Raw genomic sequence first — 23,791 nt, 5'->3', positions numbered from 1 at the left:
CTTTTTGCTAGAAGTTCCCCAAGACCTAGCCTGCACAAGCCGCCAAGACCAGATATGAGTTTTACGACAGCCCTGTTTGGGGTAAGCATATTCAAATCGCCGTAAGAGCATCGAAACAGGAGGGAATCGAGTGGCCAAGTTCGACCGCTATGTGCTGTCGCAGCTGCTGGTTCTGTTCGGCTTTTTTGCGCTTGTTCTGGTGGCGCTGTTCTGGATCAACCGCGCAGTTGTATTGTTTGATAAACTGATCGGTGACGGACAGACGGCAATCGTTTTCCTTGAATTTGCAGCGCTCAGCATGCCCAAGCTGGTGTCGACCGTCCTGCCCATCGCAGCCTTTGCGGCTGCTGTTTATGTTACAAACCGTCTGAATGCGGACAGTGAGCTGACAATCATGCAGGCCACCGGATCAAGCGCATGGCGGCTGACCCGTCCGGTGCTGGTCTTCGGGATCATTGTGACAGTTGGCATGGCGACCCTGACCAATCTTCTGGTTCCGATGGCACAATCACAGCTTCAAGACCGCGAAGCCGAGATTTCGCGCAATGTCAGTGCGCGCCTGTTGACCGAAGGGACATTTCTGCATCCGACCAAAGGCGTGACGTTCTACGCCAGAATTATTCAACCCGATGGCGTTTTGCGCGACGTGTTCATGTCCGATAGGCGTAGTGAAAAGCGCGGCACGATCTATACGGCCTCCGAAGCCTATCTGGTCCGCAATGGAGCTGCGACAACGCTGATAATGGTGAACGGGCTGGCCCAACGGCTCGAACGGGACGACCTTCGGCTGAGTACCGCGCGCTTCACGGATTTCTCGTTTGATATTACCTCATTGATGAACAACGATACCGCAGCCGATATCAAATTATCCAATCTTACGACCCATGCGATGCTCTCGGATTGGGCCTCTATTTCAACCCAGCCCACTGTCACAGCAGGTGCCATGGCCGAAGAGCTTCACACAAGGATCGCACAACCGCTGTTTTGCCTCATTGCTGCGATGATCGGCTTCTCGGCTTTGCTGATCGGTGGGTATTCGCGGTTTGGCGTCTGGCGCGAGATTATTTTTGCTTTCGGGCTTTTGATCTTGCTGGATGCAACACGCGGCAGCCTGTCTACGGAGGTATTATCAAATGCTGCACTATGGCCTGTGCTATACCTACCGACTGCCATCGGCGCGGTGATCGCGCTTGCAATGCTATTCCACGCAGCCCGCCCACATTGGCGTGACGCCCTGCCTTGGCGCGCGCATAAACGACAGGCGGCACCATGATACTGCATCTTTACTTTGCGCGTCGCTTTGCGATGAGTTTTCTGCTCATCACAGCGATCTTGTTCACATTGATCGCACTGACCGGCCTGATTGAACAAACCCAGCGGTCCTTTGCCGATAGTTTGAGCTTTGGGGATTTACTACACCTGACGCTGCTCGATACCCCGTCCACATTAAATCTGATCCTGCCGCTCAACATGCTGTTGGCCACGGTGGTGCTGTTCTTCAGCATGTCCAGGTCTTACGAACTTGTTATCACCCGTGCCTCTGGCCGGTCTGCATTGAAAACACTAATGTCGCCCCTGATCGTAGCACTTGTGATTGGTGCGCTGGCGGTGGGCATGTTCAACCCCATCGTCGCCGCCACGTCAAAACGGTACGAGCAGCTTTCAGACAGCTTTCGCGGGAGCGGTGCATCGGCCTTGTCGATATCCGAGGAAGGGCTTTGGCTACGTCAGGGCAGTGAAAACGGCCAAACCGTCATCCGCGCATGGCAATCCAACAATGATGGTTCGGTGCTTTATGATGTGACATTTGTCTCATATCTGCCCGACGGTGGCCCCATCCGCCGTATCGAGGCAAAATCAGCTGCGCTTGGTGCCGAAGGTTGGCGCCTTGAGGATGCCAAATCATGGCCGTTAGAGGATGGGCTGAACTCCGAGGGCAATGCGCAAACCTATGATTTCCTTACCCTGCCCTCGACGCTGACGGTGGAAGGCATCCGCGACAGTTTTGGCAAACCGGGGGCGATTTCGATCTACCAGCTGCCTGCATTCATCGACCAGCTAGAATATTCCGGCTTCTCCCCAAGACGTCACAAGGTGTGGCTGCAAAGCGAACTTGCCCGCCCGGTTTTCCTGATGGCGATGGTTCTGGTTGCGAGCGCGTTCACCATGCGGCATACGAGATCCGGAGGAACAGGCTTGGCCGTTCTATCGGCTGTCTTGTTGGGGTTCGGTTTGTATTTTATCCGTAGTTTTTCGCAGATTCTTGGTGAAAATGGCCAAATCCCCGTGCTGCTTGCAGCTTGGGCACCTCCCTTTGCCGCGATATTGCTGGCTCTTGGTCTTTTGCTGCATCGTGAGGATGGCTGAATGTTGCGCGCCCTGATCCTTTTAGCCCTGATCACGCTGACCCCGCAACGGACTGCAGCGCAGACCAGCGATCCCGCGCTTTTGGTGGCAGATACGTTGTTCATTACCCGCGACCGCGAACTGGTCGCGTCCGGAAATGTCGAAGCATTCCAGAACGGCGTCCGCCTACAGGCCTCCTCTATCCGCTACAATGAAAGCACTGGCGCGATGATCATTGAGGGGCCGATCCTGCTCAATGATGGTGAGGGCACGGTTATTCTGGCAGATGCGGCCGAGCTGGATGCAGATTTCCGCGAAGGCATCCTCAAAGGTGCGCGACTGGTTTTAAACCAGCAACTGCAATTGGCGGCCGTTCAAATCGACCGCGTCGATGACCGTTACAACCAGCTTTATAAAACCGCTGTGACCTCCTGCAAAGTTTGCGACGATGGCACCCCGCCCCTGTGGCAGATCCGTGCAAAGCGGGTTGTGCATGATGAAGTCGAAGAACAGCTTTATTTTGATCAGGCCCAATTTCTGATTGGCGATGTTCCTGTTTTCTGGTTGCCGCGTTTGCGCCTGCCCGGCCCGGGCGTTGACCGCACCACGGGCTTTCTTGTTCCCTCCATCCGCTCAAGCTCGGAATTGGGCACAGGGCTGAAAATTCCCTATTTCATCGAATTGGGCGATACACGCGACCTGACGCTCACGCCCTATCTGTCCAGCCAGACACGCACGCTCGAGTTCCGCTACCGCCAAGCATTCAAGAACGGCCGCGTCGAATTCGAAGGGGCATATAGCGACGATGATCTGATCGACGACGATCGCGCCTATCTGTTCGGTAAGGGCATCTTTTCATTGCCCCGCGATTTTACGCTGAATTTCACCATCGAAGCGGTAACAGATGACGGATATCTGGACACCTATGACTTCTCGGATGCGGATCGCCTGCGCTCGGAGCTGACCATCAGCCGTGCGCGCCGTGACGAATATATCCGCGCCAGTTTTTACCACATCAAATCCCTGCGCGATGATGAAGACAATGACACTATTCCAACACTTGTGTTGGATGGTGAATACGAACGCCGTTTCTTCCCGCGCCGGCTGGGCGGAGAAATCCGCACCCGTTTCGAAGCACATGGCCACCGCCGTACATCCGATCTTGCTACGGATAGCGATGATGAAGATGACATTGTCGACGGACGAGATGTTATACGTTTGAGCGCCGAAGCCGATTGGTTGCGCAGCTTTGTTTTGCGCAGTGGTTTGCGGATCGACACAACCGCCGGCATCGCCGTCGATACCTTTCGCATCTATCAAGACGACACATTCCCTGATCAAGTCACGGATTTGACGCCCTCAGCGGCGCTGACCCTGCGCTATCCTCTGGCCAAGACAACCAAAACCGGCGCGCGCCATGTGTTGGAGCCTGTGGCCCAACTTGGCTGGACCGGTGGCAGCCGCGCCGATGTTCCTAACGACGAAAGCAACCGTGTCGAATTTGATCAAGGCAACCTGCTCAGCCTGTCCCGCTTTCCACGGCCCGACGCCCGTGAACGCAGCACCGTAGGTGCCGTCGGGCTGGGTTGGTCACGCTTCGGGCCAAAGGGCTGGGATACGTTGCTGACCTTTGGTCAGGTCTTCCGCACCCGAGATGACAGCTCATTCACCACGACATCCGGCCTTAACGGGCTTTCTTCCGATCTGTTGGTCGCCGGTCAGGTGGCCAATAACAGCGGTCTGATCCTTACCGGCCGTGGCTTGTTTGAATCCGACTTCGGTCTGTCCAAGGCAGAAGTCCGCGGTGACTATGCCTTTAAACGCGGGCGCGTCGGCGGCACGTTTGTATGGCTGGAAGAAGACGAAGAAGAAGACCGCGATAGCGATATTGCGGAAATCGGCATCGACGGCAGCTTTGCCATCACCCCGCTCTGGACCGCATCCGCCGACTGGAGCTATGATGTGGGCTCTGACGAGCCTGCCGAGGCCGAATTCGGCCTGCGCTATGAAAACGAATGCGTGTCGGTTCTTTTGTCCGTCACGCGGCAATTCACTTCCTCATCAAGTGTTGAGGCTTCAACCGATTTCGGTTTTAACATCGGCTTGCGGGGATTTTCCGCAAACACCGGAACAGAAAGATACGTGCGCTCATGTTCAAACTAAAACCTCTTGTTGCCGCTGCTGGCCTTGTCGCGATTTTAGGTGGTCCGGCTATGGCGCAGAACCTTTTCGCGCCCATAGCCACGGTCAACGACAGCATTGTCACCGAATTTGAATTGCAGCAACGCATTCGCTTTTTGTCGTTGCTCAACGCCCCCGGGGCGACCCGGAAGGCCGCGCTCGAAAGTCTGATCAGCGAGCGGTTGCGCAACGAAGCAGTGCGCGATTCAGGGCTCGAGGTCACCGAGGAAGGCGTAAACAACGCGCTTGAGGAATTCGCATCGCGGGCCAACCTGTCGCTTCCGGAATTCATAGATGTTCTGTCACAGGCCGGCGTAGACAGGGAAACCTTCCGCGATTTCGTGGTCAATGCCGTGACATGGCGTGATCTGATCCGCGCACGCTATGGCGCACGAGTCAGTATCTCGGAGTCGGAAATTGACGGCCTATTGTCAACGCAGGGCAGCGGTGCGAGCAATCTACGTGTGCAGCTGTCTGAAATCATCATTGCTGCCCCCCCCGAAGAGGCCGCGCGCGTTGGCGCCATTGCCGAAAGAATTGCCGACAGCAAATCCACTCAGGAATTCTCAAGCTTTGCACGTGAATATTCCGCCACAGCCTCCCGCGATGCCGGTGGCCGCCTGCCCGCACAGGCGCTCAGCGATCTGCCCCCTTCGCTGCAACCCTTGATCCTCGCGCTATCACCGGGTGAAGTGACGCAACCGCTCAACATCCCCAATGCGGTCGCCCTTTTCCAACTTCGTGACATTCAGGAAACTGGCGTTTCCGCGCCTGTCTATTCTTCCATCGAATACGCCGCTTATTACCTCACTGGCGGTCGCTCTGCCGAAACACTGCAACAAGCGGCCAACCTCAGGGCCGAAATCGACGTCTGCGACGATCTATATGCCTTCGCCAAAGGCCAGCCCGAAGGCGTGCTTGACCGCGAAACAAAAGCCCCGGGTGAGCTGCCGCAAGATTTCGCAATCGAGCTTAGCAAACTTGACCCCGGTGAGGTATCAACTGCACTCACACGGTCGAATGGTCAGGCCTTGGTGTTCTTGATGTTGTGCAGCCGAACCGCCGAACAGAACGCGGAAATCAGCCGTGAGGAAGCGGCGAATACCATCCGCCAGCGCCGCCTGAGCGGGTTTGCCGATAGCTATCTCGAAGAACTACGCGCAGACGCTCGTATCAGCATCAAATGAAACCCGTCGTTGTAACCTGCGGTGAGCCCGCGGGTATCGGACCCGAAATTGCCGTTGGTGCATGGAAAGCCCTGCGCGACACTGTGCCGATGCTCTGGCTCGGCGATCCGCGGCACCTGCCCGACGGCACGCCCGTGACTTTGGTTGAAAACGCAGCACAGGCCGCAAAACCAAACACAGATGCCCTGCCCGTCCTTCCACACCGCTTTGACGGCAACGCACAGCGCGGCATCGCTGATCCGGCAAATGCAAAAGGCGTGGTGGCTGTCATCGCACGCGCTGTCGCTTTAGCACAAGCAGGACAGGCCAGCGCCGTCTGCACTGCACCGATCCACAAAAAAGCCCTCAAAGACGGGGCAAATTTTGCCTACCCCGGTCATACGGAATACCTCGCCGCACTTGGTGGCGACTGTGACGTTGTGATGATGCTTGCATCCGAACAGCTCCGTGTGGTCCCCGCAACCATCCATATCCCCCTAGCCGATGTCGCCGGGTCTCTTACCCCCGAACTGCTCCGCCGCACGATCGAAATCACCGACAGCGGCCTGCGAAAGCAATTCGGCCTACCATCCCCCCGTATCGCCATCAGCGGGCTAAACCCCCACGCAGGCGAAGGCGGCGCAATGGGGCAACAGGAGCTGGATTGGATCGCACCGCTCATTATTCAGATGCAAACCGAAGGCTTTGATCTGCTTGGACCACTGCCGGCCGATACGATGTTTCACGCCGCCGCCCGCGCAGGCTATGACGCTGCAATTGCCATGTATCACGATCAGGCCTTGATCCCGATCAAAACACTGGATTTCGACCGCGGCGTCAATGTGACGCTGGGCCTGCCTTTTATCCGCACCTCGCCTGATCATGGCACCGCCTTCGACATCGCCGGTCAAGGTATCGCCAATCCGACCAGCATGATCGAGGCCATAAAAATGGCCCACCGCATGGGACAATCATGAGCACCATCGACAATCTCCCGCCGCTCCGGCAAGTGATCACCGATCACGACCTGCAAGCACGCAAATCACTTGGTCAAAACTTTCTGCTCGACCTGAATTTGACCGCCAAAATTGCACGTCAGGCAGGGGATTTAACCGAATGTGACGTGCTGGAAATCGGCCCTGGCCCAGGCGGCTTGACCCGTGGATTGCTTTCCGAAGGGGCGCGCCGTGTGTTGGCCATCGAAAAAGACCGCCGATGCCTGCCCGCACTGGAGCAAATCGCACAGGCCTATCCCGATCGCCTCCAGATCATCGAAGGCGACGCGCTCGAGATCAACCCGCTGGCTCATCTCACACCGCCCATCCGCGTGGCTGCCAACCTGCCCTATAACATCGGCACCGAGCTGCTGGTCCGCTGGCTCACGCCGCCCGAATGGCCGCCTTTCTGGGAAAGCCTCACACTGATGTTCCAGCGCGAAGTCGCCGAACGCATCGTCGCACAGCCAGGCTCCAAAGCTTACGGACGCCTCGCACTGCTTGCACAATGGCGTGCTGACGCAAAAATCGTGGTCAACCTCCCTCCCGAGGCCTTTACACCACCACCCAAAGTCTCCAGCGCCGTTGTGCATCTCACAGCCCTGCCCAAGCCGCGCTTTCCCGCAGATGCCGCCATTTTGTCCCGCACAGTGGCCGCCGCCTTCAACCAACGCCGCAAAATGCTCCGCGCCGCCCTCAAAGGCACAGCACCAGATATGGAAGACCGCCTGATTGCTGCAGGCCTCAAACCCACAGATCGCGCTGAACAGGTACCGCTTGAGGGCTTCTGCGCACTGGCGCGTGAAATCGCCAAGACCTAAGCCCTATTTTCTCTAGCTTTAAATACTCCGGGGGAGCCTTGCCAAAGGCAAGGACGGGGGCTGGCCCCCTCTAACACCGGAATCGAAAAAGCCCCGCAATCTGCAGGGCTTTTCTCAACTATGACGCAAATTATTCCGCCGCTTCGGGCTGGTCGCCGCCGCCAGTTTTTGGGGCCTCGCCAATATCTTCCTTGGGCTTGGGCTTGCGACGGGGTGCACGGCGGGTTTTGGGCTTGCTTTCCGGTGTCTCAACCAGCGTGCTCGCTTCATCGTCCGCCTCTGCTGCAGGTTCGGCCGCTTGGGCTTTTTCGGGCTGCTGTGGGGCTGCTTCGGCCTGTTGAGCCGCTTCGCGTTCCTGGCGCTCGGTGCGCTCGCGGTCCCGCTCGGCCTGGCGCTCGCGATTGATGCGCTCTTGCTCTTCGCGCTTTGCGTCTGCTTCTTTTTGCGCCTCGGACAGCAAACGAAGATAATGTTCGGCGTGTTGCTGGAAATTTTCCATTGCAACGCGGTCATTACTCAGCTGCGCATCACGTGCCAACTGGTTATATTTTTCGATCACCTGACTTGGGGTGCCGCGCACTTTGCCTTCGGGGCCGGAGCTGTCGAAGACACGGTTGACGACATTGCCACCCTGATTGCTGCCGCTACGGTTGCGGTTCTTGTTGTTACGCGAACGCGATCTTTGAGGTTTCATAGAGGGTGTCAGCCTTTGATGCTGTTATCGTGTAGACCGCAGCGCGCAACGCGCATGGTGTCGGGTCGGGGTGATGTTGGGCATAATGCCGCGCGGGATGTCAAAACAATCTCCGCTGCAACATCCCTGTCATACCCTTTTCGCCCCTGTAGGGGCAAGAGAGAATGCGCCCATATCCGTTAAAATACGGCCTATGCGGGGTTTTGTGCGCATAGAACACGGTCCCGACCATCCAAATCCGGTAGAATCACCACATCGGCCCATCCCGCATCAGCAAAGATCGTGCGGACTGCCGGCCCCTGCTGCCAACCGATCTCGGCCAATACGCGCCCTTGGGCCGTCAGATACCCTTGGGCCTGTTGCGCCAACAGCCGGTAAACGCTCAGCCCGTCTGCGCCGTCGGTCAGCGCCATGGCAGGCTCGTGCAACGAAAGTTCGGGGGCGATATCATCCATCTCTTCGCGGGCCAGATACGGCGGGTTGCTGACGATCAGGTCATAACGACCCGCAACCGACGCAAACCAGTCGGATTGGATAATCTGCGCGCGTGACTGTACCCCGTGCAACACCGCATTGGCGCTGGCTTGCAAGCAGGCGTTCTCTGACAGGTCCACCCCTACGCCCTTTGCCTCGGCGCGCTCGGCCAGAAGCGTCACAAGGATACAGCCCGATCCGGTGCCCAAATCCAATACATGATCATACGGGGCCGCCAATGCAGCCTCGATCAGGCTTTCGGTTTCGGGGCGCGGGTCCAACACCTCGCGGCTGATCTTGAAACGGCGCCCATAAAACGCCCGTTCTCCGATCAGATGAGACACCGGCACGCGCACCGCCCGCAGCGAGATCAGGTGATCATAGCGTTCCGAGATTTCCGGTGCGATTTCTTCAGGGGCAATCAATGTGATCCGCGCCGCATCGACTTTTGCCGCATGGGCCAACAACAGCCGCGCATCGCGCGCGGGATCCGGCACACCAGCCGCACGCAGCTTTGCAGTGGCTGCGGCCATAGCCACAGCAGCCGTGGTCATTGCCCCATTTCGGCAAGCATCTTGGCTTGCGCGTCCGCGGTCAAAGCATCGACAATCTCGTCCAGATCGCCCTGCATGACCGCATCCAGCTTGTACAATGTCAGATTGATCCGGTGATCCGTCATGCGCCCTTGGGGGAAATTATAGGTTCTGATCCGCTCGGACCGGTCGCCACTGCCCACCTGAGACGCGCGGCTGTCAGAACGTTCGGTATCAATGCGCTGCCGTTCCGCATCATAAAGCCGCGTCTTGAGCACCTGCATCGCGATCTCGCGGTTGCGGTGTTGGGATTTCTCCGAAGATGTCACCACAATCCCTGTCGGAATATGGGTGATGCGCACGGCGGAATCGGTGGTGTTCACGTGCTGACCACCTGCCCCGCTGCTGCGGTAGGTATCAATGCGGATGTCTGTTGTGGCAATCTGGATGTCCACGTCTTCTGCTTCGGGCAGAACAGCCACAGTAGCAGCAGAGGTATGCACGCGGCCCTGGCTTTCCGTGCTGGGCACACGTTGCACACGGTGCACGCCGCTCTCGTATTTCAGACGGGCAAAAACGTTCTCGCCCTTTACATGGGCCACGACTTCTTTGATTCCGCCCAGTTCGGTTGTCTGTTCTTCGATAATATCAAGCGTCCAGCCCCGCGCTTCGGCATAGCGGTGGTACATGCGCAGCAAGTCTGCCCCGAACAGCGCCGCCTCATCGCCCCCCGTCCCGGGCCGGATTTCCAGCATCGCCGGGCGCGCATCAGCGGCGTCCTTTGGTAAAAGCGCCAATTGCAAAGAGGCTTCGGCAGCGGGCAAAGCGCGCTCGATCTCGGCAATTTCCTCACTGGCAAGCGCAGCCATATCAGGATCCTCCAGCATCTCGCGCGCGCCTGCAAGGTTCTCTTGCATGCTGCGGTACTGGGCGATTTCCTCCACCACGGGGCGAAGATCGCTATATTCTTTCGCCAGTTTGGCGATATCGCCCTCGCCCGAGGACATGGCCGCTTCGAGGTACTCAAAGCGGGCGGTGATCTGTGCAAGGCGGTCCATTGGTATCATATCCGAGGGAGTGACGGATCAATACGTTTTGGTCAAGAGGCTCGGTATGGTAAGATAGCAGAATGGAAAAGTTGATTTCAGTCCTCATTTTCACACCGGCCCTTGTTTTCGCCCAAACTCCTGAGGCCAAAACAAAAACCATCGACTGCTACTGCACCGATAGCACAGGTGGCCGCATGGAGCTGGGCGAATCGCTTTGCCTGAAAGTCGGCGGGCGCATGTTTACCGCCCAATGCCAGATGTCTTTGAACGTGCCGATGTGGCGTGAATTATTCGAAGGCTGCCTTAGCTCAGGCCTTGGGCTCGGGGGTGGCCGTCTTTACTCCGACACGCCGCAACAATCCGTCCAGCCGCTTGCCATTTACCCCCATATCTGAGCTGCCGAACCGCAGCCGTGCATAAAGTTTGACCTGCCCGCCGTCCCGCTCGATTGTCGTGTAATCGGGAAAGCCCATCACTTTGGATCGTGTGATATAGGTCAGCCGCCCTTCGCCCACACTGCCCGCGATCAATTGCGTGCGCGGCAGGTCCAGCGTGGCCTGATGCAGGTCGGACAACAGCCCCTTGGCATCGGGCACGACCCGCGCGGACCAGCCATTGCCATCCACGGTTTCAGCCGCGCCAATGGGGGTATGCCACTGCGCAGGGTCAGTCGGCGCAAGGCGTACGTATGCCGCAAACCCCACAATCGCCAATATCGCAATTCCAATCATTACTTTTTCCATCAACTAGCCGTTTCTGTCCAATGAAGGAGCGTTTATCTGTAGGCGACGCCGGGCAATATGCACAGCATCTCGTAAAGCAGATTCGCTGCCGTGAGCGCCGTGTTCCCGCTGGGATCATAGGGCGGTGAAACTTCGACCAGATCACAACCCGCGATGTTCAGCCCTTTGAGCCCTCGAATAAGCTGCAAGGCCTGCGGCGTCGTCAACCCACCGATCTCGGGCGTGCCCGTGCCCGGGGCATAGGCCGGATCAAGACTGTCGATATCGTAGGATATATAGGTCGGGACATCACCGATATCACGGCGGATTTCCCCCGCAAGCTGAGATAGGTTGCGCTGCCACAGTTCCTCTGCCGGCCATTGCTGGAAGCCCCAACCCACCGCTTCGGAAAAATCTGTGGCGGCATAGCCCGTGCCACGGATGCCGATCTGATAGGTCTTTTCGGGACGGATCAGCCCTTCTTCGTAGGCCCGACGGAAAACGGTGCCATGGGCCTCTTTTTCGCCGAACATCTCATCGTTGACGTCTGCATGAGCATCCACATGAACAAGCGCGACAGGTCCATGGCGTTTGGCCATTGCCCGCAAAATGGGCAATGTCATCGAATGATCCCCCCCCATCGCCACAGGCATGGCATCCGACATCAGGATTTGATCATAGCTTTCTTTAATGATCGCCAAACTCTTCTCCAAAGAGAACGTATTGATCGCCAGATCACCGATATCGGCGACCTGTAGACTGTCAAAGGGTGCCGCCCCCGTGGCGAGGTTATAGGGGCGCAACATCGCGCTTTCCGCGCGGATCTGTTTGGGCCCAAAGCGGGTGCCAGAGCGCCACGATGTCCCGATATCAAGCGGCACGCCAAGAACCGCAACATCGAGGCCTTTCAGATCATTAACCGCTGGCAACCGCATGAAGGTATTCGGCCCCGAAAAACGGGCCAGTTCGTTACCACCAATGGGTTGGTTTTTTTCACTCATTTACCTGCTCTCATCCGCGCGCCCAAAAGGCAGCATATTTCTGTGGCTACATGTGCCCCCGCAATTGCAGTAGCCCCTGTGGTGTCAAAAGGCGGAGAAACCTCGACGATATCCCCACCGCGAATATTGATGCCCGCCAGATCCCGCAGCATGGCTGCCGCCTGCCAACTGGCCAGACCGCCCCAAACGGGTGTCCCCGTTCCCGGCGCAAATGCGGGATCAAGCGCATCTATATCAAATGTGAGGTATGTGGGTTTATTCCCTAAGACTTTCCTAATTTTCTCAACGGCCGCCGTGGTCCCGCGTTCGTGCACTTCGCGCGCGTCAATCGTGGTGACGCCCATCGTGTCCTCGTTAAAGGTGCGAATACCCACCTGCACCGAGGTCGCAGGGTCCACATACCCCAGCTTGATCGCCTTATAAAACATGGTGCCATGGTCAATGCGCGTCATGTCATCATCTGCCCAAGTATCGCTATGGGCATCAAAGTGCAGCAGGCTCATGGGGCCATATTTTTCGGCGTAGGCTTTGAGGATCGGAAAACTGATGTAGTGATCCCCCCCGAGCGCCACACTGGCCGCGCCCGCGTCCAGAATACCATTTATATGTCGGGTCAACGCCGCAGGAAATTCGGACACATGCGCATAGTCGAACGCCAGATCACCGTAATCCGCGATGGCAAATTCGGACATCACATCAAAATCCCAGCCATAGGGCGGATCATAGGGCTGCAGCGCGCTGGCCTCGCGGATGGCACGAGGCCCAAGCCGGGTGCCGGTGCGGTTGGTCACCGCCTGATCGAACGGCACACCGGTAATGGCAATATCCACGCCAGTAAGGTCCTTGGTGTATTTGCGGCGCAAAAAGGACGTCGCCCCGCCAAACGCGTTCTCAAAGCTCTCGCCCTTTAGATCATCACGTGTAAACGCCTGATCTACTTGTGTTTTAGCGTCTTCTAGTCCCATTATTTTACCCCCGGTAACATCTGCTCGACGAGCTGTGCAAAAAAGGATGCACCCACAGGTGCGATATCATCATTGAAGTTGAATTTCGGGTGATGCAATCCCGCGCCCTCACCTGCGCTGAGAAACAAATAAGCCCCCGGACGTTCCTCAAGCATATAAGAGAAATCCTCCGAGCCCGCGAATTTGGGGAAATTGCCATCAACCTTGCTGTCGCCCACCACGCTGCGCGCGATATTGGCGGCAAATGCCGCCTGCTCCGGCGCGTTTACCGTAGCGGGATAGCCTTCTTCATAGTCCAGATCAGCCTGCACGCCATAGCTTGCCGCCTGCCCTGCAACTATCTCTTTCATGCGCTTCATAATCAGTGCTTTGGTCTCGATATCAAAGGTGCGCACGGTGCCGTTGATCATTGCGGTATCAGGCACGATATTGCTGGCAGTGCCAGTGTGGATTTGCGTGACCGAGATCACCTTTTCCTGCGCCGAATGGGTATTGCGACTGATAATTGTCTGGATTGCCTGAACCATGCCGCAGGCCGCGACAATCGGATCGGCGGTTTCATGCGGCATCGCCCCATGCCCGCCGCGCCCGTTGATTACGATGGTAAATGTATCCACCGCCGCCATAATCGGGCCAGCGGTTGTGTAGAACTCGCCCACTTCTCTGCCAGCCATGGGGAAGTTATGGATGCCGTAAACTTCGGCCACGTCGAAACGGTCCATAATACCTTCTTGGCACATGACCTGCGCGCCGCCGCCATCTTCTTCTGCGGGTTGGAAAATCAGCGCAACACGGCCTGCAAAATTGCGCGTCTCGGCAAGGTATTTCGCAGCGCCCAACAACATCGACGTATGCCCGTCGTGGCCACAGGCATGCATCACCCCCGGATGGGTCGAGGCATAATCAACGCCTGTCTCTTCTTCGATCGGCAGCGCATCGAAATCGGCCCGCAATCCTACTGTCCGCCCTTTGCCCGCCCCGTTTATGATCGCGACAATACCGCTTTGCGCGATGCCGGTATGTATTTCATCTACGCCGAACTCCTCTAGCCGCGCCTTGATAAACGCCGCCGTTTTGGGGCAATCAAAGCCAAGTTCGGGGATCGTATGCAGGTGCCGACGCCACACTGTCATATCATCGGCAAAATCTGCGATCCGGTTGATCACGGGCATGGGTGGACTCCTTAGTCTGGTTGTCCTTATTTGACACCACAGCGAGAGGACGTACAATGGCCCAAGACCTGATAAACGATGAAAATGCCGGCATCGAGCGCTTGCTTGAAATTATGCGCCGCCTGCGTGATCCCGACACCGGTTGCCCGTGGGACATCGAGCAGGATTTTGACACCATCGCCCCCTATACCATTGAGGAAGCTTATGAAGTAGCTGATGCCATTGCGCGCCGCGACTGGCCCGAGCTGGAGGGCGAGCTGGGTGATCTGTTGCTGCAATCGGTCTATCACACCGCCATGGGCGAGGAAGCGGGCCACTTCACGTTTCAATCAGTGGTTCGCAATATTTCCAACAAAATGGTCGCACGGCACCCGCATGTTTTTGGAGACGAGAGCCGCAAAAAATCCGCCGAACAGCAAACCGCCGATTGGGAAGCCATCAAGGCAACCGAGCGTGCAGGCAAAGCACAAAAAGGCGCGCTGGACGGTGTAGCCGTAGGCCTGCCCGCACTGCTGCGCGCATATAAGCTGCAAAAGCGCGCTGCCCGCGTTGGCTTTGACTGGCCTGACACGGGTGACGTGATTGCAAAAATCCAAGAGGAAGCCGCCGAGCTTGTCGAGGCACGCGATGAGCTGAGCGCCGAAGAACAGTTTGAGGAATTTGGCGATCTGATGTTTGTCATGGCCAATCTTGGCCGCCATCTGGGGATTGAACCCGAGGCTGCCCTACGCGCTGCCAATGCGAAATTCATTCGCCGCTTTGAAGGGGTCGAGGACCGGCTCCGCGCCCTCGGCAAAACCCCAAGCGACAGCGATTTGGCAGAAATGGACGCCCTATGGGACGCCGTCAAACGCGGCGAGAAAGCCGCCAAAACCTAGCGCAGCATCAACACTTCGGGCATTTTGGAAATCTCATCAAGGTCCTCCGCATAGCGCCCTTCAAGGATGCGGGTCTGGCGATTGGTAAACTCAGATACGCCGCGCGGCTCTGTGTCGTCGCGATGCTCCGCGATGATTTGCTGCCAATCGGTCCGCGCCAGTGTTTCCCCCCTTTGATAGCGCGCCTGAAGCTCGATCAGGGCAGCGTCTGTGGCCGAGTGGTTCATCCGGCGGGTAGGCTCACGCAGAGGCAAGCCGGCCAGATCAGGCACCAAAATTCCGGCCATATCAACGCTGCGCCCGCGCTGCGCGTAGTCAATCACCACCAATTCCTGCACCTTGAGGTGTTTCAGCACCAACCGCACCAGATCAGGCCAACCGCGGTCCATCCGCAGCATGTTCTGGCGACCTTTCTCGAAGGGCGGGGATAAATTGTCTTCGGCCCGTTTGCGGTAGGCCGAAATATAAAGCCCGATATAATCGCGCACCACCAAAACGGCACGCGCCACAGGCGCGCGCGCCGCCGCAGCCAGCGTTTGCATCCGCACCTCTGCCGCGGGGTAGAATTGGCCCGCTTGAAAATGGATCATCCGCCCCGGGATGTTTTCTTCGGACAGGATCATCCCGTGGCTATCAGGCGTGGCAAAGCGTTGCAGCTCTTTCGTGGCCATGGGTAAAAAGTCGCTTTCCCATTTATCCAGATTGCGTGGGTGCGGCAGTCGCAGCCTAAGCTTTCCCTGCGGAATATCATCGCGCCCCGGATAGGCCAGATCATAACCCGCCTGCTCGATCAGATCACGATTTTCGGCCAGCATCATCTGAAAGGACGACGTTCCTGTCCGGTGGGCACCCAAATGCACATAAAGAGGTTTGCCATGTATCATCCGACATGACTTAACGGTTGAGCGCCCCCATACGCAAGCCATGCTGAGCGCTGGACAAGCTCGGCGCGGCTTGCAAGGGTGCGCAGATGAACTCATCTCGGGATAACTCTATGCAACCGCGCAAAATAATCATTGATACCGACCCAGGCCAGGACGACGCTGTCGCGATCCTGCTTGCTCTGGCCAGCCCCGAAGACATCGAGGTCCTAGGTCTCACTTGTGTCGCCGGTAACGTGCCGCTGCCACTCACCACTCGCAATGCACGCATCGTGAGTGAGCTCGCAGGCCGTCCTGATATGGCCATCTATGCTGGCTGTGACCGCCCGCTGGGCCGCGATTTGGTCACGGCCGAGCATGTTCATGGCAAAACCGGTCTGGACGGGCCAACCCTGCCGGAACCCACCATGCCCTTACAGGACGGCCATGCGGTTGATTTTATCATCGACGAATTGCGCAAGCATCCTGCAGGATCGGTCACGCTTTGCCCGCTGGGGCCGCTTACCAATATTGCGACCGCCCTGCAAAAAGCGCCAGATATTGCCGAACGTATCGCTGAGATTGTGCTGATGGGTGGCGGGTATTTCGAGGGTGGAAACATCACGCCAACGGCAGAGTTCAACATTTACGTCGACCCCGAAGCTGCTGATATTGTTTTTAAATGCGGCGCGCCTATTGTTGTTATGCCCCTTGATGTGACACATAAGGCGCTGGTCACAAAACCGCGCAATGATGCCTTCCGCGCGCTGGGCACAACAGCAGGTGTTGCTGTGGCGCAAATGACCGATTTCTTCGAACGCTTTGACAAAGAAAAATACGGATCCACCGGCGCACCGCTCCATGATCCCTGTGTGACGGCCTACCTGATCCAGCCCGATCTGTTCACCGGTCGCCATATCAATGTCGAAATCGAAACCTCCTCCGAGCTGACCATGGGCATGACCGTTGCCGACTGGTGGCGCGTGACAGACCGTGCGCCCAACGCCACCTTCATGGGGGATATTGACGCAGACGGATTTTTTGCTCTGCTGACTGAGCGGCTGGCCCGCCTGTGAGCGCGGTTCTCACCCTTGGCGGTCCGGACCATCTGGACCGCCTCATGCCGCTGGTTGCCGCTTTTCACGAAGAAGCAGGCATCAAGTCGACGCAAGAACAACGCCATGCAGGGATTGCACCGCTGCTTGATGGTGTTCCCCATGGCTGCGCCTATTTGATCGGCCCGCCACGTGCCCCCATTGGCTATATCGTGATCACCTTTGGCTGGTCGGTTGAGTTCGGCGGCCTGGATGGCATCATCGACGAGCTTTATATCCGCCCCGGCGTGCGGGGCCGCGGCATCGCATCAGAGGCTTTGATTGCCTTGCCACGCGCATTGGCAGGCGGCGGGCTACGCGCGATCCACCTAGAAGTGGATAAAACCAACGCCAAAGCATTGAAACTTTATCAACGCGCTGGGTTTGCGACGCGCGACAACTATCTGTTCATGTCCAAACGTTTATAGTCAGGACCGCCATGCACATCCCCTTTGACAATAGTTATGCTGCCCTGCCCGGGGCATTCTATACGCGTCAGAAACCCACTCCAACAAAATCCCCCAAGATGTTATGTTTTAACGAGGGTTTATCAAAGGATCTGGGAATTTCGGATGCCTCCGAAGCGGAAGCTCTAGCTGTGTTTAGCGGTAATGAGATACCCCCAAACGCAGCATCATTGGCGCAATTATATGCAGGGCATCAATTCGGGAACTACAGCCCCCAATTGGGTGACGGACGTGCAATCCTTTTAGGGGAAGTTATTGATAGCAATAACTTACGGAGAGATATTCAACTGAAAGGTTCGGGTCGCACCCCCTATTCGCGCGGTGGTGATGGGCGTGCGTGGTTAGGTCCTGTGCTGCGTGAATACGTCGTATCCGAAGCAATGCATGCGCTGGGCATCCCGACGACACGGGCCTTGGCTGCTGCAAGCACGGGCGAAGATATCATGCGCGAACAAGGGCTTCTGCCCGGTGCTGTGCTAACCCGCGTTGCCTCCAGCCACTTGCGGGTGGGGACATTTCAGGTGTTCGCCCATCGCGGCCAAGTGGAAGAGCTAAAAACCCTCACGGATTATGCCATCGCCCGTCATTACCCCGATGCCCAAGGCCCCATGGGGCTGCTGGAAGCCGTCTGCACGCGTCAGGCCGAACTGATCGCAGCATGGATGTCCGTCGGGTTTATTCACGGCGTTATGAATACCGATAATTGTTCCATTGCAGGCGAAACGATCGACTATGGCCCCTGTGCATTTATGGACGATTTCCACATGGGGCGTGTGTTTTCCTCCATTGATCAGCAAGGGCGCTATGCCTTTGGTAACCAGCCAAATATTGCGATTTGGAACATGGCGCAGTTTGCCACTGCTTTGCTGCAACTCGCCGAGAATAAAGACGCAATGCTCGAAGAGGCAACCGCGATCATTCATGCGATGCCCGAACAGATCGAGGCGGCATGGCTTAGACGGTTTGCGGCCAAAATCGGGATTTCGCACCCAAAGGCAGAAGATACCGCATTGGCACAGGACCTATTGGATCTGATGCAAAAAAGCGGGGCCGACTTTACCAACAGCTTCAGAGCCTTGAGCGGCGATGCGGCACGGGACCAATTCACCGACCGCGATGCATTTGATGCATGGGCTGTGCGGCACAAGGCCCGCATCGCCCATGAGCCGACCCCCACAGCGACAATGGATGCCGCAAACCCTGCGGTGATCCCTCGCAATCATCGCATAGAACAGATGATTGCCGCTGCCGTGGCCGGTGACATGGCGCCATTTGCCCGGTTGATGACGGCCTGCGCCACCCCTTACCAGCTTGAGGATACAGCGCTTGCAAAGCCTCCGTCGCCCGAAGAAATCGTGCCTGCAACATTTTGCGGCACCTGACCGCTTATTCAGGTCGTTCTTACGTGGTTCTATCGCCAATGCAGCCAACACGCCGCATTTTCCCCCAAGCATTTGGAACCATGCTATGCAACACTGGGTTGGAATTAATGAATAGCAGGAGAGTCAAAACATGAGCCTTATGAAAGCACTGGCAAAAGTTGCCATCGGTGTCGCAGTCGCAAAAGGGGCCAGCGCCATGATGAAGGGCGGCCAAAGCGACGGCACAGCCCAAGCAGGCGGCTTGGGCGGGCTGCTTGGCGGTCTGACAGGTGGCGACACATCTGGTGGCGGTCTTGGCGGTATGCTTGGCGGTTTGACCGGCGGCAGCGCCGGCGGCGGTGGGCTGCAGGACATGCTTGGCGGGATGCTAGGCGGTGGGTCCACCGAGGGCGGCGTATCAACCGGCGGTTTGGGTGGTATGCTCGAAAGTCTTGGCGGCACACAGGGCGCTGGCGGCGGTCTAGGTGGATTGCTGGGCGGTATGGCCGGTGCTGCGGGTGCTGGCGGATTACTCGGCGGTTTGGCCGGTAAAATGCAAAGCGCCCCTGCCGAAAATGACCAGAGCTTTGGCGCGGTGTTGAACTCTCAATTCGACCAGACACCCGAACCCGCGATTGAACCCTCACAGGATCAGGAAGCGGCCGCAGGTCTGATGTTGGCTGCCATGATCCAAGCAGCTAAATCCGATGGTACTTTTGATGATGCGGAAAAGGAAAAGCTGCTCAGCCATCTGGGCGATGTGGACGCTGAAGAAGCCGCCTTTGTTCAGGCACAGATGCAAGCCCCCATCGACATTGACGGTCTGGTTGCCAACACACCTGCCGGTTTGGGCCAACAGGTTTACGCCATGAGCGTAATGGCGATCGATCTGGATACTGGCGATGAGGCGCAATATCTGCACAAGCTGGCAACCGCTTATGGTATGGAGCCTGCGCAGGTAAACGCAATCCACGAACAAATGGGCGTGCCATCGCTTTATACCTGAGACGGTTAACTGCTTTTAAACAGAAAAGGCGCCCCGCATCAGGGCGCCTTTTTTGCGTTTCTCTATTCGGTGCGCAATCTAGGCTGCGCCACGGGCAGAGCCGCCACCGCCGCCGCCACGCCGGCGTCCGCCACCGCCCGCAGGTTTGCCCGTACCAGATGGCTTGCCACCGCCCCCTTGTGAGCGTCTGCCACCACCACCACCACCGCCGCGACCACGGCCGCCGCGTCCTTGCTGTTTCGGCTTGGCGGGGATTTCATGGCTTTCCCACACACGGCCAGAAGCCACAGGGATACGAATGCCCATGACCTTCTGGATGTCGATCAGTTCAGCCATCTCGTCGGGTGCGCAGAACGCAATCGCTGCCCCGTCCTTGCCCGCGCGTGCCGTGCGGCCGATGCGGTGCACATAGTTGTCCGGCACATTCGGCAGCTCATAGTTATAGACGTGCTTTACGTCAGGGATGTCCAATCCGCGCGCCGCAACATCCGTCGCGACCAGCACGGTGATGTCGCCCTTTTTGAACCCCTCGATCGCGCGATCCCGCTGCCCTTGGGATTTATTGCCGTGGATCGAAGCCGCATCGAAACCCGCCTTAACGAGATCTTTCATCAGCTTTTCACAACCGTGTTTCGTGCGGCCAAACACCAATGCACGCTCACCTTTGTGATTTTCCAACAGCTCGATCAGCAGGTTTTTCTTTTCCGCTTTTGCGATAAAGTGCACTTCTTGTGTGACCTTGTCAGCTGCCTTGCCCGGAGGCGAGACTTCGATGCGGATAGGGCTTTGCAGATAGCTGTTGGCAATCTCGTTCATCAGCTTCGGCATCGTCGCCGAGAACAGAAATGTCTGACGCCCCTTGGGGAGCACTTGCGAGATTTTGCGCAAGTCATGGATAAAGCCCATATCGAGCATCTGATCCGCTTCATCCAGAACAAGGAACTGCGCCTCGTCCAGACGCACAGCGCGGCGGTCCATCAGGTCAAGCAGACGGCCCGGCGTCGCCACCAGAATATCAACGCCCGGATGCAGGCGCTTGATCTGGGTATTGATGTTCTGACCGCCCACAACCATGGCCACCTTGATCGCGGTGCCCTCGGCAAAACCGCGCAGGTTGACGCTGATCTGGGTGGCAAGTTCGCGGGTTGGTGCCAGCACAAGACCGCGCACGGATTTAGGGTTGGGGCGTCCTTCAAGCTCAAGCATCCGGGCAATCAGCGGAATACCAAATGCGGCGGTCTTGCCGGTGCCTGTCTGTGCAAGGCCCATCACATCGCGGCCGTTCAGCCCGTGCGGGATTGCCTGTTTCTGAATCGGAGTTGGATCCTTCAGACCCATCGCTGCCAGGCGCGTAACCAACGCCTTTGGCAGGTCCATCATGTCGAAATCGCTCATCTATATCTCATCTTCCGCGCAACAGGGGTTGCCCGCGCGCTTATCATCAGGGTGCGCAATGCCCGTCGCGAGAGAGGGCCAACTGCCCTGCCCTCGTCGGCATGCGTCTGCCCCACGCGTGATTTTGGGAACAACGGGGCGGCCTTGCATTGCGGATCACATCCGCAGCCTGCTCACGCGGCAGAAGCCTCGCCCTGCACATCACATGGGCCTTTGCCGCAGACATGTCAACGGCTGAGTGCCCATCGCATTCCCTTGCGCGGACATGTGCCGCGATGGCATCCCCTTGCACTGGCAGCAGCAAAAGCGCATCACTCTCGGAAACGACCGCAAGGATGCAAATAATGGAAAATTTCCGCGGCGCTGTCTTGATGGTGATTGCCATGCTCGGGTTTGCGATCGAGGACAGCTTTATCAAATTGATCGGCGATGCGATGCCCATCGGGCAGATCCTGATCATGCTTGGCTTGGGCGGTGCTTTTGTTTTTGCAATTATTGTGCGCCTGCAAGGTCATGCATTGGTTGCGCGTTCGATGTTGACAGCACCTGTGCTTGTCCGCGGCATCGGCGAGATGTTCGGGACAGTTTGTTTTGTCTCGGCGATCATCTACACACCACTTTCAACCGCATCCGCTATCCTGCAGGCCATGCCACTGGTTGTCACGCTTGGGGCCGCGCTGTTTCTGGGCGAGCCTGTCGGCTGGCGGCGCTGGGGGGCGGTAATCGTCGGATTTCTCGGCGTATTGCTCATCGTGCGCCCCGGCAGCGACAGCTTTACCCCTTTGTCACTTCTGGCGCTGGGTGCCGTGATCGGACTTGCCACCCGTGATGTCGCCACCCGCAAAATACCTAAAACCCTTTCAACTATGCAATTGAGCTACCTTGGTTTTCTCGCCCTTTTGCCTGCGGGCACTATGCTTATGGTGTTGACCGGCACGCCTGCCGTGACACTTGATCTGCGGGTCAGCCTGTTGATCATCGCCTCGATTGCCACAGCCGCATTTGCCTATTACGCTATTGTCGCGGCAATGCGGGTGGGTGAAATCAGCTTTGTCAGCCCGTTTCGCTATACCCGCCTTGTCTTTGCCCTGATCATCGGCACCGTGTTCTTCGCCGAACGCCCCGATCTTTTGACCCTGATCGGCGCGGCAATTATCGTCGCCTCGGGCGTGTATACCGTACTGCGCGAGCGTAAACTTCGCCTTAAACGCCCTCTTGTGCCTTCCAAAGTCTGAGCCCGCTCTGTAAGAAAGAGCCATCTTTAATCTACCCCAAGGAACATCTAATGAGCACCATCATCGATATCCATGCCCGTGAAATCCTAGATAGTCGCGGCAACCCGACGGTCGAAGTGGATGTTATCCTCGAAGACGGCACAATGGGCCGCGCCGCAGTCCCGTCAGGTGCCTCGACAGGTGCCCATGAGGCAGTCGAAAAACGCGACGGCGACAAAGCCCGCTATAAAGGCAAAGGCGTGCTGGAGGCCTGTGCCAACGTGAACGGCGAGATCGCCGAGGCGCTGGTTGGCATGGATGTGACCGAACAGGTCGACCTCGACATGGCTATGATCGAACTGGACGGCACCCCGAACAAGGCACGTCTGGGCGCAAACGCGATCCTTGGCGTTTCGCTGGCCTGTGCCAAAGCCGGTGCTGATTTCTGCACACAGCCGCTTTATCGCTATGTTGGCGGCACCTCGGCACGGGTGTTGCCCGTCCCGATGATGAACATCATCAATGGCGGTGAGCACGCCGATAACCCTATCGACATTCAGGAATTCATGATCATGCCCGTCGCGGCGGAAAACATCCGCGAAGCCGTGCGTATGGGTGCCGAAGTATTCCATACCCTTAAGGGTGAACTGTCGGCCGCTGGTCTGGCCACCGGTGTGGGCGATGAGGGCGGATTTGCCCCCAATATCGGATCAACTCGGGATGCGCTTGATTTCATTATGAAATCCATCGAAAAAGCCGGATACAAGCCTGGTGAGGAAATGTATCTTGCCCTCGATTGCGCCGCCTCAGAATACTACAAGGACGGCACCTATGTCCTTGATGGTGAAGGAAGAATGCTTTCCTCATCCGAAAACGTAGACTACCTGACCGGGCTGGTAAATGATTACCCCATCATCAGCATCGAAGACGGTATGCACGAAGATGATTGGGACGGCTGGATCGCGCTGAACGAGGCCTTGGGGGACCGTGTACAGCTTGTCGGTGACGACCTGTTTGTGACAAACCCTGCCCGTCTGGCCGACGGCATCTCCCGCAAGGCCGCGAACTCGATGCTGGTAAAAGTGAACCAAATCGGTAGCTTGACGGAAACACTTAAAGCAGTTGAAATGGCGCACCGCGCGGGTTTCACCAATGTGATGTCCCACCGCTCGGGCGAGACAGAGGATGCGACGATTGCAGACCTCGCCGTGGCGACCAACTGTGGCCAGATCAAAACCGGCAGCCTTGCGCGGTCTGACAGGCTGGCGAAATACAACCAGCTGATCCGCATCGAAGAAGCGCTGGGTGCCACAGCCGAATACGCAGGCCGCAGCATTCTCAAGTAAGCAGGCCTGCTCAAAGACACGCACAGCGGCGACAAAATTCGCACGCCGCTG

At 57.4% G+C, this 23,791-nt stretch carries 23 protein-coding genes; 14 read left to right on the top strand and 9 right to left on the bottom strand.

Going from position 1 to position 23,791, the window contains the following annotated elements:
• Positions 1–130 precede the first annotated feature (130 nt).
• The 6 genes from lptF to rsmA are packed head-to-tail and all read left to right on the top strand — an operon-like array spanning position 131 to position 7,509.
• Complete coding sequence (lptF, locus tag ABJM03_RS11280) at positions 131–1,273, top strand: LPS export ABC transporter permease LptF (RefSeq protein ID WP_348417525.1); 1,143 nt, start codon at positions 131–133, stop codon at positions 1,271–1,273.
• A complete protein-coding gene (lptG, locus tag ABJM03_RS11275) occupies positions 1,270–2,367 on the top strand; it encodes an LPS export ABC transporter permease LptG (protein WP_348417523.1) in 1,098 nt (365 codons plus the stop codon). Before lptF ends, lptG begins: the two co-directional genes overlap by 4 nt.
• A complete protein-coding gene (gene lptD, locus ABJM03_RS11270) occupies positions 2,368–4,509 on the top strand; it encodes an LPS assembly protein LptD (RefSeq protein WP_348417521.1) in 2,142 nt (713 codons plus the stop codon).
• On the top strand, positions 4,497–5,714 hold the full coding sequence (locus tag ABJM03_RS11265; protein ID WP_348417519.1) for a peptidylprolyl isomerase: 1,218 nt from the start codon (positions 4,497–4,499) through the stop codon (positions 5,712–5,714). The genes lptD and ABJM03_RS11265 overlap by 13 nt, the downstream gene beginning before the upstream one ends.
• Entirely contained in the window at positions 5,711–6,670 is a 960-nt protein-coding gene (gene pdxA / locus ABJM03_RS11260) for a 4-hydroxythreonine-4-phosphate dehydrogenase PdxA (protein ID WP_348417518.1), read from the top strand. The genes ABJM03_RS11265 and pdxA overlap by 4 nt, the downstream gene beginning before the upstream one ends.
• Positions 6,667–7,509: a 16S rRNA (adenine(1518)-N(6)/adenine(1519)-N(6))-dimethyltransferase RsmA gene (rsmA, locus tag ABJM03_RS11255; protein ID WP_348417516.1), complete on the top strand. Its 843-nt coding sequence runs from the start codon at positions 6,667–6,669 to the stop codon at positions 7,507–7,509. Before pdxA ends, rsmA begins: the two co-directional genes overlap by 4 nt.
• 130 nt (positions 7,510–7,639) lie before the next feature.
• On the opposite strand, the gene ABJM03_RS11250 is transcribed toward rsmA, so the two are convergent.
• The 3 genes from ABJM03_RS11250 to prfA form a co-directional block, all read right to left on the bottom strand.
• Positions 7,640–8,203 (bottom strand): DUF4167 domain-containing protein, encoded by a 564-nt coding sequence (locus ABJM03_RS11250; RefSeq protein WP_348417515.1) that lies wholly within the window; start codon positions 8,201–8,203, stop codon positions 7,640–7,642.
• Between the two features lie 191 nt (positions 8,204–8,394).
• Positions 8,395–9,231, bottom strand: a complete 837-nt coding sequence (gene prmC, locus ABJM03_RS11245; RefSeq protein ID WP_348417513.1) for a peptide chain release factor N(5)-glutamine methyltransferase — start codon at positions 9,229–9,231, stop codon at positions 8,395–8,397.
• Entirely contained in the window at positions 9,228–10,277 is a 1,050-nt protein-coding gene (prfA, locus tag ABJM03_RS11240) for a peptide chain release factor 1 (protein WP_348417511.1), read from the bottom strand. Before prfA ends, prmC begins: the two co-directional genes overlap by 4 nt.
• A gap of 62 nt (positions 10,278–10,339) precedes the next feature.
• Here prfA and ABJM03_RS11235 point away from each other — a divergent pair, with 62 nt between their 5' ends.
• The gene (locus tag ABJM03_RS11235; protein WP_348417509.1) at positions 10,340–10,654 is read left to right on the top strand and encodes a hypothetical protein; all 315 of its coding nucleotides are present in this window, start codon (positions 10,340–10,342) and stop codon (positions 10,652–10,654) included.
• On the opposite strand, the gene ABJM03_RS11230 is transcribed toward ABJM03_RS11235, so the two are convergent.
• The 4 genes from ABJM03_RS11230 to ABJM03_RS11215 are packed head-to-tail and all read right to left on the bottom strand — an operon-like array spanning position 10,568 to position 14,119.
• Entirely contained in the window at positions 10,568–10,990 is a 423-nt protein-coding gene (locus ABJM03_RS11230; RefSeq protein WP_348417507.1) for a DUF1499 domain-containing protein, read from the bottom strand. The two genes, ABJM03_RS11235 and ABJM03_RS11230, sit on opposite strands and share 87 nt — an antisense overlap.
• Before the next feature lie 44 nt (positions 10,991–11,034).
• On the bottom strand, positions 11,035–11,982 hold the full coding sequence (speB, locus tag ABJM03_RS11225; protein ID WP_348417506.1) for an agmatinase: 948 nt from the start codon (positions 11,980–11,982) through the stop codon (positions 11,035–11,037).
• Positions 11,979–12,947 (bottom strand): agmatinase, encoded by a 969-nt coding sequence (gene speB / locus ABJM03_RS11220; protein ID WP_348417504.1) that lies wholly within the window; start codon positions 12,945–12,947, stop codon positions 11,979–11,981. Before speB (ABJM03_RS11220) ends, speB (ABJM03_RS11225) begins: the two co-directional genes overlap by 4 nt.
• Positions 12,947–14,119 (bottom strand): M20 aminoacylase family protein, encoded by a 1,173-nt coding sequence (locus ABJM03_RS11215; protein ID WP_348417502.1) that lies wholly within the window; start codon positions 14,117–14,119, stop codon positions 12,947–12,949. Before ABJM03_RS11215 ends, speB (ABJM03_RS11220) begins: the two co-directional genes overlap by 1 nt.
• A gap of 56 nt (positions 14,120–14,175) precedes the next feature.
• On the opposite strand from ABJM03_RS11215, the gene mazG reads away from it, so the two are divergent.
• Positions 14,176–14,997, top strand: a complete 822-nt coding sequence (gene mazG / locus ABJM03_RS11210) for a nucleoside triphosphate pyrophosphohydrolase (RefSeq protein WP_348417500.1) — start codon at positions 14,176–14,178, stop codon at positions 14,995–14,997.
• Here the strand turns inward: mazG and ABJM03_RS11205 are convergent.
• On the bottom strand, positions 14,994–15,881 hold the full coding sequence (locus ABJM03_RS11205) for a hypothetical protein (protein WP_348417498.1): 888 nt from the start codon (positions 15,879–15,881) through the stop codon (positions 14,994–14,996). The genes mazG and ABJM03_RS11205 overlap by 4 nt on opposite strands.
• 110 nt (positions 15,882–15,991) lie before the next feature.
• Here ABJM03_RS11205 and ABJM03_RS11200 point away from each other — a divergent pair, with 110 nt between their 5' ends.
• The 4 genes from ABJM03_RS11200 (at position 15,992) to ABJM03_RS11185 (ending at position 19,785) form a co-directional block, all read left to right on the top strand.
• A complete protein-coding gene (locus ABJM03_RS11200; RefSeq protein ID WP_348417496.1) occupies positions 15,992–16,933 on the top strand; it encodes a nucleoside hydrolase in 942 nt (313 codons plus the stop codon).
• Positions 16,930–17,379, top strand: a complete 450-nt coding sequence (locus ABJM03_RS11195) for a GNAT family N-acetyltransferase (protein ID WP_348417495.1) — start codon at positions 16,930–16,932, stop codon at positions 17,377–17,379. The genes ABJM03_RS11200 and ABJM03_RS11195 overlap by 4 nt, the downstream gene beginning before the upstream one ends.
• Positions 17,380–17,390: 11 nt before the next feature.
• Entirely contained in the window at positions 17,391–18,800 is a 1,410-nt protein-coding gene (locus ABJM03_RS11190; protein ID WP_348417493.1) for a protein adenylyltransferase SelO, read from the top strand.
• Positions 18,801–18,930: 130 nt separating this feature from the next.
• Positions 18,931–19,785, top strand: coding sequence for a tellurite resistance TerB family protein (locus tag ABJM03_RS11185; protein ID WP_348417491.1), 855 nt, complete (start codon positions 18,931–18,933; stop codon positions 19,783–19,785).
• A gap of 78 nt (positions 19,786–19,863) precedes the next feature.
• Here the strand turns inward: ABJM03_RS11185 and ABJM03_RS11180 are convergent, their stop codons facing one another.
• The gene (locus ABJM03_RS11180) at positions 19,864–21,180 is read right to left on the bottom strand and encodes a DEAD/DEAH box helicase (RefSeq protein ID WP_348417489.1); all 1,317 of its coding nucleotides are present in this window, start codon (positions 21,178–21,180) and stop codon (positions 19,864–19,866) included.
• Between the two features lie 344 nt (positions 21,181–21,524).
• On the opposite strand from ABJM03_RS11180, the gene ABJM03_RS11175 reads away from it, so the two are divergent.
• Positions 21,525–22,415 (top strand): DMT family transporter, encoded by an 891-nt coding sequence (locus ABJM03_RS11175; protein WP_348417487.1) that lies wholly within the window; start codon positions 21,525–21,527, stop codon positions 22,413–22,415.
• 50 nt (positions 22,416–22,465) lie between these two features.
• On the top strand, positions 22,466–23,740 hold the full coding sequence (gene eno / locus ABJM03_RS11170; RefSeq protein WP_348417486.1) for a phosphopyruvate hydratase: 1,275 nt from the start codon (positions 22,466–22,468) through the stop codon (positions 23,738–23,740).
• The last annotated feature ends 51 nt before the right edge of the window (positions 23,741–23,791 follow it).

Source organism: Sulfitobacter sp. (assembly GCF_039977885.1).
In the GTDB taxonomy this organism is placed as follows: domain Bacteria; phylum Pseudomonadota; class Alphaproteobacteria; order Rhodobacterales; family Rhodobacteraceae; genus Sulfitobacter.
Note: the sequence above shows the minus strand (reverse complement) of the source record. Positions and strands in the feature narration are given on the sequence as shown.

Bases quoted from the DNA above. Each gene is read 5' to 3' on its own strand.
- lptG (WP_348417523.1), top strand. From the start codon at position 1,270: ATGATACTGCATCTTTACTTTGCGCGTCGCTTTGCGATGAGTTTTCTG.
- lptD (WP_348417521.1), top strand. From the start codon at position 2,368: ATGTTGCGCGCCCTGATCCTTTTAGCCCTGATCACGCTGACCCCGCAA.
- ABJM03_RS11265 (WP_348417519.1), top strand. From the start codon at position 4,497: ATGTTCAAACTAAAACCTCTTGTTGCCGCTGCTGGCCTTGTCGCGATT.
- pdxA (WP_348417518.1), top strand. From the start codon at position 5,711: ATGAAACCCGTCGTTGTAACCTGCGGTGAGCCCGCGGGTATCGGACCC.
- rsmA (WP_348417516.1), top strand. From the start codon at position 6,667: ATGAGCACCATCGACAATCTCCCGCCGCTCCGGCAAGTGATCACCGAT.
- ABJM03_RS11250 (WP_348417515.1), bottom strand. From the start codon at position 8,203: ATGAAACCTCAAAGATCGCGTTCGCGTAACAACAAGAACCGCAACCGT.
- prmC (WP_348417513.1), bottom strand. From the start codon at position 9,231: ATGACCACGGCTGCTGTGGCTATGGCCGCAGCCACTGCAAAGCTGCGT.
- prfA (WP_348417511.1), bottom strand. From the start codon at position 10,277: ATGATACCAATGGACCGCCTTGCACAGATCACCGCCCGCTTTGAGTAC.
- ABJM03_RS11235 (WP_348417509.1), top strand. From the start codon at position 10,340: ATGGAAAAGTTGATTTCAGTCCTCATTTTCACACCGGCCCTTGTTTTC.
- ABJM03_RS11230 (WP_348417507.1), bottom strand. From the start codon at position 10,990: ATGATTGGAATTGCGATATTGGCGATTGTGGGGTTTGCGGCATACGTA.
- speB (WP_348417506.1), bottom strand. From the start codon at position 11,982: ATGAGTGAAAAAAACCAACCCATTGGTGGTAACGAACTGGCCCGTTTT.
- speB (WP_348417504.1), bottom strand. From the start codon at position 12,947: ATGGGACTAGAAGACGCTAAAACACAAGTAGATCAGGCGTTTACACGT.
- ABJM03_RS11215 (WP_348417502.1), bottom strand. From the start codon at position 14,119: ATGCCCGTGATCAACCGGATCGCAGATTTTGCCGATGATATGACAGTG.
- mazG (WP_348417500.1), top strand. From the start codon at position 14,176: ATGGCCCAAGACCTGATAAACGATGAAAATGCCGGCATCGAGCGCTTG.
- ABJM03_RS11205 (WP_348417498.1), bottom strand. From the start codon at position 15,881: ATGATACATGGCAAACCTCTTTATGTGCATTTGGGTGCCCACCGGACA.
- ABJM03_RS11200 (WP_348417496.1), top strand. From the start codon at position 15,992: ATGCAACCGCGCAAAATAATCATTGATACCGACCCAGGCCAGGACGAC.
- ABJM03_RS11190 (WP_348417493.1), top strand. From the start codon at position 17,391: ATGCACATCCCCTTTGACAATAGTTATGCTGCCCTGCCCGGGGCATTC.
- ABJM03_RS11185 (WP_348417491.1), top strand. From the start codon at position 18,931: ATGAGCCTTATGAAAGCACTGGCAAAAGTTGCCATCGGTGTCGCAGTC.
- ABJM03_RS11180 (WP_348417489.1), bottom strand. From the start codon at position 21,180: ATGAGCGATTTCGACATGATGGACCTGCCAAAGGCGTTGGTTACGCGC.
- ABJM03_RS11175 (WP_348417487.1), top strand. From the start codon at position 21,525: ATGGAAAATTTCCGCGGCGCTGTCTTGATGGTGATTGCCATGCTCGGG.
- eno (WP_348417486.1), top strand. From the start codon at position 22,466: ATGAGCACCATCATCGATATCCATGCCCGTGAAATCCTAGATAGTCGC.